6 protein-coding genes are annotated in these 18,466 nt (G+C 70.4%); all 6 read left to right on the top strand.

Annotation, left to right across the window (positions count from 1 at the left end):
- Positions 1-26 precede the first annotated feature (26 nt).
- From mbtB to AT701_RS22030, 6 genes are read left to right on the top strand one after another with little or no spacing between them, the layout of a single operon-like run.
- Positions 27-3,536 carry a phenyloxazoline synthase MbtB gene (mbtB, locus tag AT701_RS22055; RefSeq protein WP_058126589.1) on the top strand — a complete coding sequence of 1,170 codons (3,510 nt, stop codon included), beginning with the start codon at positions 27-29 and terminating at the stop codon, positions 3,534-3,536.
- The gene (locus tag AT701_RS22050) at positions 3,533-4,279 is read left to right on the top strand and encodes a thioesterase II family protein (protein ID WP_003895881.1); all 747 of its coding nucleotides are present in this window, start codon (positions 3,533-3,535) and stop codon (positions 4,277-4,279) included. The genes mbtB and AT701_RS22050 overlap by 4 nt, the downstream gene beginning before the upstream one ends.
- Positions 4,266-5,567 carry a beta-ketoacyl [acyl carrier protein] synthase domain-containing protein gene (locus tag AT701_RS22045; protein WP_003895880.1) on the top strand — a complete coding sequence of 434 codons (1,302 nt, stop codon included), beginning with the start codon at positions 4,266-4,268 and terminating at the stop codon, positions 5,565-5,567. The genes AT701_RS22050 and AT701_RS22045 overlap by 14 nt, the downstream gene beginning before the upstream one ends.
- Positions 5,567-8,557, top strand: coding sequence for a mycobactin polyketide synthase MbtD (gene mbtD / locus AT701_RS22040; RefSeq protein WP_058126588.1), 2,991 nt, complete (start codon positions 5,567-5,569; stop codon positions 8,555-8,557). Before AT701_RS22045 ends, mbtD begins: the two co-directional genes overlap by 1 nt.
- Positions 8,550-14,009: a non-ribosomal peptide synthetase gene (locus AT701_RS22035; protein ID WP_058126587.1), complete on the top strand. Its 5,460-nt coding sequence runs from the start codon at positions 8,550-8,552 to the stop codon at positions 14,007-14,009. Before mbtD ends, AT701_RS22035 begins: the two co-directional genes overlap by 8 nt.
- Entirely contained in the window at positions 14,006-18,457 is a 4,452-nt protein-coding gene (locus tag AT701_RS22030) for a non-ribosomal peptide synthetase (RefSeq protein WP_058126586.1), read from the top strand. Before AT701_RS22035 ends, AT701_RS22030 begins: the two co-directional genes overlap by 4 nt.
- Positions 18,458-18,466: the final 9 nt, after the last annotated feature.

The following is an 18,466-nucleotide window of genomic DNA, read 5'->3' as shown; positions in this document are numbered from 1 at the left end:
TGTGCTAATCGTGTTCGGGAGGCCATATGGGCGACGTCGCTGGTGCGAACTCGCAGACGATCAGAGGGGCCGTGGCCGATCTGCTCGGCATCGGTAGCGAAGCCGTCGACCCCGACGCCGATCTGATCGGACAGGGCCTGGACTCTATCCGAATGATGTCGCTGGCCGGGCGTTGGCGTCAGCAGGGCATCGACATCGATTTCGCGACGCTGGCCGCCAATCCCACCGTGTCCGACTGGGCCCGGCTGATCGCCGCGCGTTCGGCGGATTCCAAGGCGTCGTCGGCGCACGCGAACTCACGTCCCTCCGAGACCGGCGAGCAGGCCGGTGCACCGTTCCCGCTGGCCCCCATGCAGCACGCGATGTGGGTGGGCCGCGAAGAGGACCAGCAGCTCGGCGGGGTCGCGGGGCATCTCTACGTCGAGTTCGACGGCACGGGCGTGGACCCCGAGCGGCTGCGGCGCGCGGCGACCGCGCTGGCCGAGCGTCACCCCATGCTGCGGGTGGAGTTCCTGCCCGACGGCACGCAGCGCATCGGCGCGCCGGCGAACGAATTTCCGGTCACCGTCGAGGATTTGCGGGCCGCCACACCCGACGAGGTGGCACGGCGTCTGTCGGAGATCCAGCGGGCCAAGTCGCATCAGCAGTTGCAGGGTGAGGTCTTCGAGCTGACACTGTCTTTGCTGCCGAGTGGGGCCACGCGCCTGCACGTCGACCTCGACATGCAGGCCGGTGACGCCATGAGCTACCGCACGCTGATGGCCGACCTGGCCGCGCTGTACAACTCGGGCACCTCGCTGCCCGCGCTGGGTTACACCTACCGCGAGTACCGGCTCGAGACTCCCGAGGGCGGCCCCGCACGCGACGCCGACCAGAAGTGGTGGGCCGAGCGGATCCCCGATCTGCCCGATCCGCCGCGGCTGCCGCTGGTGCCGGTCGCCGAGCAGGCCGACCCGCACCACACCACCCGCAGGCACCACTGGCTGGATCCGCAGACACGCGACGCACTGTTCGCCGCGGCCCGCAAGCGGGGCATCACGCCCGCCATGGCGTTGGCGGCCTCGTTCGCCGAGGTGCTCGCGGGATGGTCTGCCGATCAGCGCTTCCTGCTCAACGTGCCCCTGTTCGGGCGCGAGCAGCGTCATCCCGACGTCGACAAGATCATCGGCGACTTCACGTCGTCGCTGCTGCTCGACATCGACCTGACCGATACGACGACGCCCACGCAACGCGCCAAGGTCGTGCAGGACACTTTCCGCGCCGCTGCCGGGCACGCGAACTACCCGGGTTTGTCGGTGCTGCGTGATCTCGGGCGTCACCGCGGCACCCAGGTCATCGCGCCGGTGGTGTACACGAGCGCGCTCGGCCTCGGCGAGCTGTTCGCCACCGAGGTGACCGATGCGTTCGGCAAGCCGGTGTGGATCAACTCGCAGGGCCCGCAGGTGCTGCTCGACGCGCAGGTCACCGAGTTCGACGGCGGCGTGCTGGTGAACTGGGACGTGCGCGAGGACGCCTTCCGCCCCGGCGTGATCGACGCGATGTTCGCGCGCCACATCGCCGAGTTGCGCAGGCTCGCCACCGACGACACCGCGTGGGACATCCCGTCGCCGCCGCTGCTGCCGCAGTCCCAGCGCGATGTGCGTGACGCGGTGAACGCGAGGTCCGCCCCGCCGAGCGGACGCGCACTGCACGACGGCTTCTTCGAACAGGCCGCGATGCGCCCCGGCGCCGTGGCCCTGATCGGGTCGAAAGGCCCGCTGACCTACGCCGAACTGCGCGAGCAGGCATTGGCCGTCGCGACGGCCCTGCGTGTCGCGGGTGTGCGCCGCGGTGAGAGCGTCGCGGTGATGGGACCCAAAGGGCCCGACCAGATTCCGGCGCTGCTGGGCATCCTGGCTGCCGGTGCGGTGTACGTGCCGGTCGGTGTCGACCAGCCCACCGACCGCGCCGAACGCATGCTCGCCGACGCCGGCGTCCGCATGGCACTGTTCTGCGCAGACGCCACCCCGACATGGCTGCCCGCGCTGACGGTCACCGAGGCCGTCCTGGTGGGCCGGCGCCACGAGACGGTCGAACCGGTCTCCGCTGCGCCCGACGACCTGGCCTACGTGCTGTTCACGTCCGGTTCGACGGGCGAGCCCAAGGGCGTCGAGGTCACCCACGACGCCGCGATGAACACCGTCGAGACGCTCAACACCTACTTCGGCACCGGACCCGACGACAGCGTGCTGGCGCTGACCCATCTGGAATCGGACCTGTCGGTGCTCGACGTGTTCGGCACGCTGGCCGCAGGTGGCGCCATCGTGATGGTCGACGAGGCCGACCGGCGCAATCCCGATCACTGGGTCGCCCAGATCAACGCCCACGGTGTCACGACGCTGAACTTCCTGCCCGGATCGCTGGAGATGCTGGTCGAAACCGCATGGTCGACAAGGACATCCATGCCCTCACTGCGCGCCGTGCCCACTGGGGGTGACTGGGTGCGCACCACCATGGTGCGCAAGCTGCAGCAGTTGTCACCGGGCGTGGTGTTGACGGGTCTGGGCGGGGCGACCGAAACCGCGATCCACGCGACGCTTTTCGAGGCCAAGGAGCTGCCCGAGCACTGGACGGCGGTGCCGTACGGCGCGCCGTTCCCTAACAACGCGTGCCGCGTGGTCAACGCCGCGGGACAGGACTGCCCCGACTGGGTGCCCGGTGAACTGTGGATCGGCGGTCGCGGGATCGCCCGCGGCTACCGCGGCAAGCCCGACCTGACCGCCGAGAAGTTCGTCACCTGGTGCGGCCGCCGCTGGTACCGCACCGGAGACCTGGCACGCTACTGGCCGGACGGCACACTGGAATTCGTCGGTCGCGCCGACCACCGCGTCAAGCTCAGCGGCTACCGCATCGAACTGGGCGAGGTCGAGGCCGCACTGCAGCGCCTTCCCGGTGTGCATGCCGCGGTCGCCGACATCGTGGACACCCCTGCCGGTGACCTGCTGGCCGCCGTCGTCGGGCTCGACGACACCTCGGTGACCGACGCCGACCTGCGGGCAGGTCTGGCGGAACTGCTTCCGCCGCACATGGTTCCGCGGCACTTCGAACTCACCGGAAAGGTGCCGTTCACCGTCGGCGGCAAGACCGATCGGCGTGCGGTTGCGCGTCTGCTCGCCGAGGCCGTCGAACAGGCGCAGGCTGGTGGGCGCGGCACCGCACGGCGACCCGAGACCAGCTTGGAGCGTGCTCTCGCGGCGATCCTGGGTGAACTGCTCTCGGTGGCCGATGTCGGCGCCGACGAGGACTTCTTCGAACTGGGCGGAGATTCCGTGCTCGCGACCGCGGCGGTCGCACGGATCCGCGATTGGCTGGACACCCCGACCGTGATGGTGCCCGACATCTTCGCCACCCGCACGGTCGAGAAACTCGCGAGCCGTCTGGTCGCCAGGGAGGCCGACGGCAGCCGCCTCGAACAAGTCGCCGAACTCTATCTGGAGGTCGCCGCGATGGATGACGCCGCAGTGATGTCCGCACTCGACACCGCCGCGACATCGTGACGGGCACCGAGGTCTCGCTCGAATCCTGGATCAAGAGGTATCCAGCCGAAAACACCGCCAGCGGGCCCACACTGGTGTTCCCGCACGCCGGCGGTGCGGCCCTGGCGTACCGGCCCTTCGCACTCGCGCTGGCCGAGGCCGGCTCCGACGCCTACGTCATGCAGTACCCGCGCCGCGGCGACCGGCTGTCGCATCCCGCGCCGGCCACGGTCGGCGACCTGGCACGTGACCTCTTCGAGGCGGGCGACTGGACACGGCTCGGGCCGCTGTGTCTGTTCGGCCACTGCATGGGCGCGGTCGTGGCCTTCGAGTTCGCCCGTGTCGCCGAACGCAACGGCGTTGCGGTGGAGGCGCTCTGGGTTTCGGCGAGCGAGGCGCCGTCCGCGGTCGCCGCATCCCCGGCGTTGCCGATGGGGGAGTCCGAGATCATCGCCGAGATGGTGGACCTCGGCGGCACCGACCCGCAGCTGCTGGCCGACGACGACTTCGTGGAGCTGCTGCTCACGGCAGTGCGCGCCGACTACGAGGCGTTCAACCGGTACTCGTGCGATCAGGGCGTGACGATCGCGGCCGACATCCACGCCCTCGGCGGGGAACAGGACCACCGCATCAGCGAGGACATGCTGCGCGGCTGGCAGATCCACACCGAAGGGGCGTTCACGCTGTCGATGTTCGACGGTGGGCACTTCTACATCAACGACTACACCGACGACGTCGCGGAGCTGGTCAATGAGCTCTGGTGAGGACCCGGTCGTCATCGTCGGGATGGCGCTCGAGGCCCCCGGCGGGGTCACGACCGCCGACGACTACTGGACGCTGCTCACCGAGGAACGCGAGGCACTCGGGCGGTTCCCGCGCGACCGTGGCTGGGACATCGGGGCACTGTTCGACGGCTCCCGCCGCGACGGCTTCAAGCCCATCAACGATCTGGGCGGCTTCCTGTCCGGTGCGGGTGAATTCGATCCGGCGTTCTTCGGCATCTCGCCGCGCGAGGCCGTCGCCATGGATCCGCAGCAACGCGTCGCGTTGCGCGTCGCGTGGCGGGCGCTGGAGAACAGCGGGATCAACCCCGACGATCTCGCCGGCCACGACGCCGGCTGCTACATCGGCGCCTCCGGCCTGGAGTACGGCCCGCCGCTTTCCGAGTTCTCCCACCACAGCGGGCATCTCATCACCGGGACCTCGCTCGGGGTCATCGCCGGCCGCATCGCATACACGCTGGACCTGGCCGGGCCCGCCGTCACGGTCGACACCTCGTGCTCGTCGGCGCTCACCGCGTTGCACACCGCGGTCGGCGCGCTGCGCGCGGGAGACTGCGATCTGGCGGTGACCGGCGCGGTGTGCGTGATGGGCTCACCGGGGTACTTCGTCGAATTCTCCAAACAGCACGCACTGTCCGACGACGGCCACTGCCGCCCCTACAGCGCCCACGCGAGCGGCACGGTCTGGGCCGAGGGCGCGGCGATGTTCGTCCTGCAACGCCGATCCGCCGCAGTGCGCGACGGCCGCCGCATCCTGGCCGAGATCCGTGCCACCGCACTCAACCAGGACGGACGCACCACCGGGCTCACCGCGCCCAGCGGTGCGGCGCAGGAACGCCTGTTCCGCAAGTCCATCGACCGGGCCGGGATCCGCCCCGAGGACGTCGGGATGATCGAAGGCCACGGCACCGGGACCCGACTGGGCGACCGCACCGAACTGCGCTCGCTCGCACAGACCTACGGCGCCACCGCCCCCGGTGCGGGTGCCGTGCTGGGCTCGGTGAAATCGAACGTGGGCCACGCACAGGCCGCCGCGGGCGGACTCGGGCTGGCCAAGGTGCTGCTCGCCGGGCGACGTGCGGCGATCCCGGCGACCCTGCACGTCGACCAGCCCAGTGGCGAGATCGACTGGGAAGCGCAGGGACTGCGCCTGGCCACCAAGCTCACGCCGTGGCCCGCGGTCGGCGGTGAACGCATCGCGGCGGTGTCGGCGTTCGGGATGAGCGGCACCAACGCGCACGCGATCGTCGCGATCCCGGAGGCCGCGTGATGACCGACGGAACGTTGTCCGACGCGCGCGTGCCGATCGTGCTCAGCGCACACGCCGAGGATCTGATCACCCACGACGCGGCGGCGATCCTGCGGTACCTCGAAGGCAGGGGTGACACCGCGCCGTCCGACGTGGCGCACACGCTGCTGCGCACCCGCCGCCTGCGCAGGCACCGCGCCGTGATCCGGGCCGGGGGCCTCGACGAACTCACCGCGGGACTGCGGGCGCTCGCCGACGGCGTCGACCATCCGCTCGTGACGAGAGCCGCGGCGCCGCAGCCCGGTTCGCGGCGCCGCGTCGCGTTCGTGTTCCCCGGCCAGGGCAGCCAGTGGCCGTCGATGGGCGTCGAGGCCTACCGACTCGACGAGTACCGCGCCGAGGTGGACCGCTGCGCCGCCGCGTTCGACGCGGCCGGTGCGGCCTCACCGCTGGACTACCTGCTCGCCGACCCGGATTCCGGCGTCAGCACCAACGACTTCTCGCAGGTGCAGATCCAGGGCGCCCAGTTCGTGCACGGCGTCGCACTCGCGCGGGTCTGGCGGTCCTACGGGGTGGTGCCCGACATCACGGTGGGCCACAGCCTCGGCGAGATCGGCGCGGCCTATGTCGCCGGGGCCATCACCCTGCCCGAGGCGGTCGCGATCGTCATCGCCCGCGCGACGGTGCTCGACCGGCTCACCGGCCCGTACCGCGTCGCGGTACTCGGCATCACACCGGAGCAGGCAGCCGAAGTGATCGCCGAAACCCCGGGCTGGCTCGAGCTTTCCGTGGTGAACTCACCGTCGTCGGTCGCGGTGTCGGGGGAGACCGACGCCGTGGCCGCCGCCGTGCGCACGGTCGCCGCACGCGGTGCGTTCGCCAGGGAGATCGAGATGTGGTTCCCCGCGCACACCACCGCGCTCGACGGTGTGCGCGCCGACCTCGACGCCCTGCTGCCTGCCGGGCGGTTCGCCGAGACGCCCGTGCAGTTCATCGGCTCGGCCACGGCCGATGTCGTCACGGCGGGAACGGATTTCGCCGACTACTGGTACACGAACCTGCGCACCACCGTGCGGTTCGATCAGGCGGTCGCACGCGCCGCCCGGCGCGGGGCCCGCATCTTCGTCGAACTCTCGGCACATCCCGCGCTGTTGTTCAACATGGGCGAGTTGCTCGAGTCCACCCGCGGCGTGGTGCTCGTCGGATCCGGCAGGCGTGACGAACCCCTGCCGGAGCGCCTCGCCGACAACGTCATCACGGTCGCGCTGGCCGACACGGGATACCGCTGGAGCGACCAACTCGGCGACAGCCTTGCCGTCCTGCCCGACTTCCCGTTCGCGCCCATGCGCGCCGAACACCTCTGGGCCCGACCCGATCCCCTCCCGCCGGTCACGGGTCTGACGGTCGCGGCCGAGCAATGGCATCCGGTGGCGGTGCCCGCCGTGTCCGGACACCACCACATCGCGGTGGTCGGACTCGATCCGGGATGCGCTGTCACCGACCACCTGCGTGACGCGGCGCGGCGCATCGAGGGCGTCGAGGTGGTCGCACCCGCCGAGGCCGACAAGCTGGTCGTGGTCGCACCGATGATCGGCGAGAACGATCCGGTGGTCGCGGCCGAGGTACTCGGCAGGCGCATCGACGAAGGTCTGCTGCGCTACCCCGACCTGCTCACCGAGACCACGCGTGACGTGTGGCTGGTGACCGGCCGCGGCGAGCACGTCCCGGTGGACCGGGACGGGTCACTGCCCGTCGGGGCGGCCGTGGCCGCGATGCACCGCAGCATCGCCTTCGAACACCCCGACCAGAACTTCCGGCAACTCGACGTCCCGATGGGCCTGGACACCGAGGCCGCGGTCACCGCTGTCGCCGCGATGGTCACGGGCACCACGGATCTCGCGCTGCGGTGTGACGTTGCCGACGGTCCCGGGACAACCCTGTGGCGCCGCGGTATGCGCGACGCGTCGGCCGCGGCAGCGCCGTGGCCCACCGGCGTCCTGGACGACGTCGTGATCACCGGCGGTACCGGCGCGGTCGGACTGCAGTTCGCCCGACGCCTCGCGGCGCTGGGCGCACGGCGCATCGTGCTGTTGAGCCGCAACGGGATCGAGGGGAACCGCGTGGACGAGCTTCCTCTCGGCGTCGAGATCGTCGCGCCGCGTTGCGATCTCACCGACATTCCACGGGTACGCGACGTCGCCGCCGAATTCGGTGGACAGGGTGCGTCTCTGATCGTGCACGCCGCGGCGACGGCAACCATCGCGGCAGGCTCCGCACTCACCGGCGCGGCCGCGCAGGCCACGTTCACCGCGAAACTCGCGGGCATCGAGAACGTGCTCGCGGCGTGGCCCGTGCGGCCGGACGCGCGAATCCTGCTGTGCTCGTCGGTGTCCGGGCTGTGGGGCGGCCACGGACACGCCGCGTACGCGGCCGCGAACCGTCTGCTCGACGTCATGGCGGAACGGCTTCGCTCCGAGGGCCGCCGGTGCACCGCGGTGCGCTGGGGTCTGTGGCCGGGTGCGGGGATCATCGACGCAGACGAGATCACGCGCGTCGAACGCTCGGGCCTGCGGGCCATGGCGCCTGACCGGGCGGTCGACACCGCGCTGCAGGACTTTGCGGGTGACCCGCTGGTGTTCAGCGCCGACGCGCAGCGCCTCGCACTTTTTCTCGGCACCGATGCCGATACCGGCACCGGACGGGAAGCCACCCACGCAGCGCAGCACCGCGATGCGGGCCCACCCGCCGATGCCGAGCACCACGACACGGGTGCGGCGGTACGCATCGCGCTGGCTGCGGTTCTCAAGCTGGCCGACACCACGGGTCTGGACCTCGACGCGTCGCTGCTGGACCTGGGCGTCGACTCACTGCTGGCGCTCGACCTGCGCAAGAAGCTCAAGAAGACCACCGGACGCTCCGTGCCGTTGGCCACCCTGCTCGGCGGAGTGACCGCCACCGAGCTGATCGAGCACCTCGAAAGACCCGAAAAGGAAACGTTCTCGCGTGACTGACATTGCCGATACCGCGACGGCCTCCACCGTCGAAGCCCGCCTGGAGTTGATGCGGCGCAAGCTCGCCGAACGCGGCCTGGCGGCCGGACGCGCAGCAGCCGAAGGTTCCGCGGCGGCCGTCGATCCCACGGTGCTGTCCGACGGACAGCGCCGCATGTGGTTCGTGCAGGGGTTCGATCCGAGCGGGGTCCTGCTCAATGTGAGCCTGTCCTACCGGCTCACCGGTGACATCGATGCCGAACGTATGCAGGCCGCGGTCGAGGCGGTGGCCCGGCGTCACCCGATCCTGCGCACGACCTTCCATGCCGACGAGAACGGCGAACCGCGCGCCGAGGTTCACGACGACCTCACACCGTCGTGGACCACGCACGATTTGTCGGAGAAGTCCGAGCGGGCGCGCAAGCTGCGCCTGGAGGTGCTCGCGCAGCGTGAGTTCGGCACACCGTTCGACCTGGGCACCGAATCACCGCTGCGCCTCACGCTCATCAGGACCGGACCGGCCGAACACGTACTGCTGCTCGTCGCACACCACATCGCATGGGACGACGGTTCGTGGCGGGTGTTCTTCACCGACCTCACGCGCGCGTACTCGGGCGAGCAATTGCCCGAGACGCCACGGGTCGGGGCTGCCGCCCCGGACACCACCGACGAGGACCTCGCCTACTGGCGCGAGGTCATGGCGAATCCGCCCGAGCCGCTGGAACTTCCCGGCCCGATGGGTTCGGTGGTGCCGACCGGTTTCCGATCGCAGCGCAGTACCGTACGACTGTCGGCCGAGACCGTCGAGAAGGTGACGGTACTGGCGCGCGAGACCGGCGCGACGCCGTACATGGTGCTGCTGGCCGCGTTCGGCGCGCTCATCAGGCGCTACACCCACACCGACGACTTCCTGGTCGCCACCCCGGTGCTCAACCGCGACACCGAGGACACCATCGGATACCACGGCAACACCGTCGCGATGCGCATGCGACCCCGCAGCGACGCCGGATTCCGTGACCTGGTGCTGCAGACCCGCGACGTCGCGCTCGGGGCGTTCGCGCATCAGCGGGTCAACCTGGACCGGGTGGTGCGCGAACTCAACCCGGATCGTCGCCACGGCGCCGAGCGCATGACCCGCGTGAGCTTCGGGTTCCGTGAACCCGATGGCGGCGGGTTCTGCCCGGCCGGGGTGCGGTGCGAACGTGCCGAACTGCGCGGCAACCACACCCAGTTGCCGCTGGGCTTCATGGTCGAGTGGGAAGCCACGGGTGCCACCGTCGAGGCCGAGCACCTCACCGAGGTGCTCGATGCGGCGTTGGCCGAACAGATGCTGCGGCACTTCACGGTGCTGCTCGACAACGCCCTCGCCGATCCCGATCGCGCGCTGTGGCGTCTGGACCTGTTCACCGCCGAGGACACGGCGTGGCTGACGCGGATGGCCACCGGCGAGGCCTTCGACACACCCGCGGCGACCCTCACCGATCTGGTGACCCAGCAGGCCGAACGCACCCCGGACGCCACCGCCGTGGTCTACGAGGGCAGGCACTTCACCTACCGCGAGATCAACGAGTCCGCGAACCGGTTGGCGCACTGGCTGATCGGGCAGGGCATCGGCACCGAGGACCGCGTCGCGGTGCTGCTGGAGAAGTCGCCCGAGCTGGTCATCACCGCGCTCGGCATCGTCAAGGCCGGTGCGGTGTACCTGCCCGTCGACCCGACGTATCCCGAGGACCGGCTGAACTACATCCTGTCCGACTCCGACCCCAAGATCGTGCTGCGCGAGTTCGTCAGCGGGCTGGAGGATCAGCCGACGACCGACCCCACCGACGCCGAGCGCGTGCGGCCGCTGCGGCCCGACAACACCGCGTACCTGATCTACACATCCGGTTCCACCGGTCTGCCCAAAGGTGTTCCGGTGCCGCACCGCCCGATAGCCGAGTACTTCGTGTGGTTCGGCGGCGAATACGACGTCACCAACGAAGACCGCCTGCTGCAGGTCGCGTCGCAGAGCTTCGACGTGTCGATCGGGGAGATCTTCGGCATGCTGGCCGCCGGTGCGCGCCTGGTGATCCCGAAACCGGGCGGCCTCACCGACATCGGCTACCTGACCGATCTGCTGCGCAACGAGGGCATCACCTCGATGCACTTCGTGCCGTCGCTGCTCGGGCTGTTCCTGTCGCTGCCCGGCGTCAACGAGTGGCGCACCCTGCAGCGCGTGCCGATCGGCGGCGAGGCACTGCCCGGCGAGATCGCCGACAAATTCCACGCGACGTTCGACTCGCTGCTGCACAACTTCTACGGACCCACCGAGACCGTGCTGAACTGCACGCGCTACAAGGTCGAGGGCAAGCAGGGCGCGCGCACCGTACCGATCGGAAAGCCCAAGATCAACACCACGATCCATCTGCTCGACGACGCGCTGCAACCGGTGCCCGTCGGCGTGATCGGCGAGATCTACATCGGCGGAACACATGTCGCGCACGGCTATCACCGACGGCCGGGAATGACCGCCGAGCGCTTCGTCGCCGATCCGTTCAACCCGGGCGGGCGGATGTACCGCTCGGGAGATCTCGCGCGGCGCAACGCCGACGGCGACATCGAGTTCGTCGGGCGGGCCGACGAGCAGGTGAAGATCCGCGGCTTCCGCATCGAACTCGGCGAGGTGTCGGCGGCGATCTCGGTGGACCCGTCGGTGGGGCAGGCCGTGGTGGTGGTCAGCGACCTGCCGAGCCTCGGCAAGAGCCTGGTCGCCTACATCACGCCGGCCGCGGGCGCCGACCACGTCGACATCGAACGCATCCGGGCCCGGGTGACCGCTGCGCTGCCGGAATACATGGTGCCCGCGGCCTACGTCGAGCTCGACGAGATCCCGATCACCACCCACGGCAAGATCGACCGCAGGGCCCTGCCCGAGCCGGAGATCACCTCCACCACCCGATTCCGGGAACCGTCCACCGACACCGAACGCACCGTGGCCGGATTGTTCGCCGAACTGCTCGAACGCGACGAGGTGGGCGCCGACGACTCGTTCTTCGATCTCGGCGGCCACTCACTGCTCGCGACCAAACTCGTCGCGGCCGTGCGTGCCCGATGTGCTGTGGACGTGGGTGTCCAGGACGTTTTCGAGCACGCCACGGTGTCCGGCCTCGCCGCGCACATCGAAGACCTGGTGGCCTCGGGTGCATCGAGTGGTCGCCCCGCGATCGTCGCGGTGCCGCACGACGGCCCGCTGCAGATGTCGGCCGCGCAGTTGCGCCAGTGGTTCCAGTTCCGCATCGACGGCCCGAACCCGGTCAACAACGTGCCCTTCGCGGCGCGCCTGTCCGGGCCCTGCGACGTCGACGCATTGATCGCCGCGGTCGGCGACGTCGTCGCGCGGCACGAGATCCTGCGGACCACCTACCGCGAGATCGACGGTGCGCCGTACCAGATCATCCACCCGCCGGCCCCGGTGCCGGTGCGGCAGGCGCGCGGTGACGGAGAGGACTGGGTGCAGGCCCAACTCGACGCCGAGCGCAGGTACTGCTTCGACCTGGAGACCGACTGGCCGATCCGGGCTGCGGTGCTGACCACCGCTGAGCACCACGTGCTGTCACTCGTGGTGCACCACATCGCGGCCGACCACTGGTCGGGCACAGTGCTGTTCACCGATCTGCTCACGGCCTACCACGCCCGCCACGCCGGCAGCGCCGTCGAACTGCCGCCGCTGCCCGTGCAGTACGCCGACTTCGCTGCCTGGCAGGCCGAACTGCTGGCAGGCACCGACGACACGATCGACGAACAACGCCGGTACTGGACAACGCAGTTGGCCGGTCTGCCCGAAGAGAACGGGCTGTATCCGGACTTCCCTCGGCCCCCGGTACCCACGGGCGACGGCGCGGCGCTGGACTTCAGCATCGACGCCGACACCAGGGCCAGGCTGATCGCGCTCACCCGCGAACTCGGCGTCACCGAGTTCATGCTGCTGCAGGCCGCCGTCGCGATCGCGTTGCACAAGTCCGGACAGGGCACCGACATCCCGCTGGGCACCCCGGTCGCCGGGCGCACGGCACCCGAACTCGACGCGCTGATCGGGTTCTTCATCAACATCGTGGTGCTGCGTAACGACCTCTCGGGCAACCCGTCGCTGCGTGAGGTGCTGCGCCGCTCCCGTGAGATGGCGTTGGCTGCCTACCAGCATCAGGACCTGCCGTTCGACCGTGTGGTCGACGCCGTGAGCCCCGTGCGCTCGCTGTCGCGCAACCCGCTGTTCGGTGTCGTCGTGCACGTCCGCGATGACCTGCCCGCCGATCAGGTGATCGACGACGGCGGCAATGGCGAAACACGCTTCACCGCACTGGAACCCACGTTCGACGTGGCACATGCGGATCTGTCGCTGAACTTCTTCGCGCAGAACGGCAATGGGGGACGGGCTGGTGAACCGGCCGGCTACAAGGGCACCGTGATCTACCGCACCGAGTTGTACGAGCCCGCGACCGCGCGACGTCTCATCGGGTGGCTGCACCGGATCATCGACGCGTTCGCGACCGACGCCGACACGACGCTGCGCGACATCGCGGTGATCGACGCGGACGAGCGCACGCTGCTGATCGAGGACTGGAGCCGCCGCGCGGTGCCGCCTGCGCTACCGCAGACCGAGGGCGCCACCAACGTCTACGTGCTCGACGAGTGGCTCGAGCCGGTGGCGATAGGCGTGATCGGCGACGTGTACTACGCAGGCGGCGCTGTGGATGCGTCGGCTGAAGCCGCGAACGGCGTTGCCGCACAACGCTTCGTGCCCAACCCCTTCGGCGCGGGCCGGCTGTACCGCACCGGGGACCGGGCACGCTGGACCTCCGACGGCAGGCTCGAGCCCGTCACCGCCGGTGAACCGCGGCTGCAGGCCGCGCTGGAGGCCGTTGACGGCGTGGCCGCCGCGGCGACGCGGTACTGGGAGAACCGCTCGGCGCCGTTGCTGGCCGCATACGTGGTGGCCGACGCAGCTCACGCCGCGGACCCGCAGTTCGCCGAGCAGGTACGCACCGCGCTGCCCGACGAATTCGCCGGCGCCGCAATCACCGTCGTCGACGACCTCACCCCGGCCGCCCTGACCCGCCCGCGCGTGAGCGCCACGGCGTCGGGTCCGTTCGAGGCGCCGGCCACGCCCACCGAACGTGCCGTGGCCGCGATGCTCGTCGAGCTGCTGGGCGTCACACAGGTGGGCCGCCACGACGACTTCTTCACCCTCGGCGGTGACAGCATCCTCGCGGTGCAACTCGCGGCACGCGCGCGCGACGCGGGTGTGGCGATGACCGCGCGCATGGTGTTCGAACATCCGGTTCTGTCGGAGCTCGCCGCGGCGATCGATGCCGCGGGTGAGGGCTCGGCCGCGCAGGATGTCCACCATGCGCCCATGGAGGCGTCGGGTCTGTCGTCCGACGAGCTCGCGGCGCTGACCGCGGCATGGGGTCAGAGCCAAGACGGGAAACGATGACCGCCACCGGAACCCCGCCGGGCATCGAGGACGTCCTGGCGCTGAGCCCGCTGCAGCAGGGCCTGTACTCGCTGGCCGGGCTCACCGAGGAGGACACGGGTGCCGACCCGTACGTCATCGCGATGGCGGCTGACATCGAGGGTGCCGTCGATCCGGCGCTGCTGCGGTCGTGCGCCGAGGCGATGCTGGTGCGCCACCCCAACCTGCGGGCGAGTTTCTTCCAGGGCAACCTGACCCGCCCGGTCGCGGTGGTGCCGACGGCCGTCGATCTCCCGTGGCGGCACGTCACCGCGCCCACGGCCGAGGCCGCCGCTGCCATCGAGGCCGAGGAGCGCACGCGCCGTTTCGATCTCGGGCGTGGACCGCTCATCCGGTTCCTGCTCATCGAGATGCCCGCGCAGCGTTGGCGTCTGGTGGTCACGGCTCACCACATCGCGATCGACGGCTGGTCGTTGCCCGTGTTCGTGGGCGAGTACATCACGCTGTACGCGGCCGACGGCGACACCGCGGTGTTCCCCGCGGCGCCGCGTCCATACCGTGATTACATCGGCTGGCTCGCCGGGCGCGATCACGACGCCAGCCGCGCGAGGTGGCGCGCCCACCTCGACGGGCTGGACGGCCCGACACTGCTGTCGCCCGCGCTGTCGGGCCGCGAGGCCGAACCGGGACTGCCCGCACGCACCGAGGTCACGCTGGACGAGCAGGCGTCCGCGGAGATCTTCGACGGCGCACGCGCGCGGGGTGTCACGGTCAACACGCTGTTCCAGATGGCCTGGGCGGCAATCCTCTCGGCGTTTACCGACCGCACCGACGTGGTGTACGGCGTGACCGTGTCGGGCCGTCCCGACGAACTGTCCGGTGTCGAGTCCATGGTCGGCCTGTTCATCAACACCGTTCCGCTGCGCATCCGGCTCGATCCGGCGCGATCCGTGGGCCGGCAGTGCCTCGCGGTGCAGCGCGAGGCCGCCGATCTGCGCGACCACAGCTACCTCAGCCACACCGAGATCCGAGCGCTCGGCGGTATCGGTGAACTGTTCGACACGCTGCTGGTGTACGAGAACTTCCCACCCGGCGGACTGGTGGGCAGCGACGAGTTCCCGCTCGGGTCGGATGGTGGCGGGGCCGTGTTGCGCCCCTCGGCGCTGGAGAGCCTGTCGCACTTTCCGGTCACCATCGCCGCGCACCCCACCCACGGCAGACTCACGGTGCTCGTCGAAACACTCGACGGCGCACTGGGAATGCTCGACCCGCACACTCTGGGGCGCCGCGTGCTCACCGTCGTGCAGCGCCTCTTGCGGTCGTGGGACCGGCCGCTGCGCGACGTCGCGGTCACCCTCGACGACGAAGATGCCCCCGGGACATTTACCGCGACTCGCGCCGACACGACCGTCCGCACCGGTGGTTTCCACACCGCCTTCACCGAGACGGCCGCGCAGCGACTCGGGTCGATCGCGCTGACCTGGGACGGTGGGGAACTCACCTACCGGCAGCTCGACGAGGCGGCCGACCGTGTCGCGGCCGAACTGCGCCGGCGCGGCGTGGCGACGGAGACCCCGGTACCGATACGACTGCCGCGCGGGCCCGAGTACGTGGTGGCGATGCTCGGCGTGCTCAAGGCCGGCGGCCTGATCGTGCCGCTGGACCCGGCGATGCCCGGGGAACGGGTCGGCGAGATCCTCCGCCAGACCCACCCCGACGGGCAACGACCGATCATCGTCGACGAGGCGTTCGTGTCCGCCGTGCGCGCGGCGGACGCCGAACTGCCCGCCGACTACCGGCCCGCGCACGTGCACCCCGGACAGGGCGCCTACATCGTCTTCACGTCCGGGACCACCGGAAAGCCCAAGGGCGTCATCGGAACCCATCAGGCGCTGCTGGCGTACGCGGCCGATCACGCCCGCAACGTGTTGCGCCCCGCGGCGCAGCGTGTGGGGCATCCGCTGCGTGTCGCGCACGCGTGGTCGTTCACCTTCGACGCGGCGTGGCAACCGCTGGTGGCGTTGCTCGACGGCCACGCCAACCACATCGTAGGTGACGACGTGCAGCGCGACGCCGAGGCGCTCGTGGAGACCATCGGGCGCCACGGGATCGACATGATCGACACGACACCGTCGATGTTCACGCAACTGCGCGCGGCCGGACTGCTCAGCACCGTGCCGCTGGCGGTGCTGGCACTCGGCGGCGAGGCCATCGACACCGCGCTGTGGCAGGCGATCCAGGCCGAGTGCGAACGCACCTGGATGTCGGCGCACAACTGTTACGGCCCCACCGAGGCCACCGTGGAGGCCGTGGTCGCCGCGATCGCCGACCACCGCGACCCGTGCATCGGCAAACCCACCGACCCGACTGCCGCCTATGTGCTCGACAGCTGGCTGCGCCCGGTGCCCGCCGGGGTGGCCGGCGAGTTGTACCTCGCCGGTGGGCAGCTCACGCGCGGCTACGTGGGCAGGCCAGGGGAGACCGCGGCCCGGTTCGTGGCCGACCCGTTCACCCTGGGCGCGCGCATGTACCGCACCGGTGACGTGGTGCGCCGGACACCCGACGGGGCCCTGCAGTTCCTGGGCCGCAGCGACGATCAGGTCAAGATCCGCGGTTTCCGCGTCGAACCCGGCGAGGTCGCCGCGGCGCTGCACCGGCACCCACAGGTGCGTCACGCGCACGTCGCGCTGCGCCGCCACCGCAGCGGGCCGCGCCTGGTGGCCTACGTCGTCACCGATGCCTCCTTGGCGGACGCGGCCGGGGAGCTGCGCCGCATGCTCGCCGCGACGTTGCCGAGATATCTGGTGCCGCATCACATCCTGCTCGTCGACGAGATCCCGCTGACCACCAACGGCAAGGTCGACGACGCCAGGCTGGCCGCGCTCGACTCGGGGCGGCAGTCCGGTGGTTTCCAAGGGCCGGCGACCGATACCGAGAGGGTTGTCGCCGAGGTGCTGGCCGAGGTGCTGGACACACGTGCGGTCGACGTCACCGCGGAGTTCCTCGATCTGGGGCTGGACAGCATCGTTGCGCTGACGGTTGTGCAGGCCGTGCGCAGGCGCGGTCTGGCGCTGCGGGCCCGGCTCATGCTGGAGTGCGCCAACGTGCGTGAGCTCGCCGCGGCGATCGACGCCGACGCCCACCACGCTGCCGTCGACCACACTCCTGAGGATTCCGGCCCGATCCCGTTGCTGCCGAACGGAAGCTGGCTCTACCAGTACGGCGAACCGCGACGGCTGGCGCAGACCGAGGCGTTCCGGCTGCCCGAGGGCACCACGGCCGCGCAGTTGCGGACCCTGCTTCGTACCGTCGTCGACGGGCACGAGGTGCTGCGAACCCGGCTCGACCGGGTCACCCGCACCCTGGTGCCGCACGGGCCTCGTGACGTGCTCACCGAGGCGGTCGGGGTGGGAACCCTGGCCGACGCCGTGGCCGAGCAGGCCGCGCTGTCGGTGGACCGCATCGACCCGCAGCAGGGTTCGATGCTCGACGCGGTGTGGCTGCGTCACCCCGACGCGCCCGGCGGTGTGCTCATCCTCACCGCCCATGTGCTCGCGCTCGACCCGGCGTCGTGGCGCATCGTCGTCGGCGAGCTCGAGACCGCCTGGCACGCACTGGCATCCGGCCGGGAGCCGACGCCGGTGCGCGAGCACACGTCGCTGCGGCGGTGGTCACGCATGCTGTCCGAGCGTGCGCTGAAACTCGACACCGTCGACTTCTGGCACCGCCAGTTCGACGGTGCCGATCCCGACATCGGCGCCAGGCGCGTCGATCCGGCAACCGACCGGATGCGCGACATCGCGGTCGAGATGACCTTCGCCGACGCGGATCTCACGGCCCGATTGCTCACCGGAGGGGTCCCGGTGACCGAGGTGCTCGCCGCGGCGACGGCGCGGACCGTCACCGCGTGGCGACGCGAACGCGGACAGCCGACACCCGCGCCGCTCTTGGCGCTGGAAACCCACGGCCGGGCCGACGCCGTGGTGTCGGCCGATCTGGGGGAGGACCCCCACCAGGTGGACACCGGTGACACCGCCGGGTTGCTCAGCATGATCTACCCGCTGCGGGTGACCGCCGGCGACGCGCGCGGTGTGGCCGAACTGGTCGCCGCCATCCCCGGCGACCCGATCGACTACGGGCTGCTGCGCCACCTGCGCGAGGACACCGCAGAAAGCCTTGGTGTGCACCGTGACCCGCAGTTGCTGCTGAACTACCTGGGCCGTATCGAACTGGATTCGGCCGATCATGCCCTGCTGCAGGACCGGTCACTGTTGTCCGGTGTCACGCCGATACCCGAACCGGATGTCGCTGTGCGCCACGAACTGACGATCATGGCCGCGGTGATCGACCGGGACGGATCGGCCGTGCTGGGCGCACAGTGGCGGACCCTGCCGGACATCCTGTCGGCCGCCGAAGTTGGCACATTGCAGACCATGTGGCTCGATGCGTTGCGAGAGGTGGTCGAGTGAGCGAGACGG

It is taken from the genome of Mycolicibacterium smegmatis, from assembly GCF_001457595.1.
Taxonomy (GTDB): domain Bacteria; phylum Actinomycetota; class Actinomycetes; order Mycobacteriales; family Mycobacteriaceae; genus Mycobacterium; species Mycobacterium smegmatis.
The sequence above is the reverse complement of the archived record's forward strand: the minus strand, read 5'-3'. Positions and strand labels throughout refer to the sequence as shown.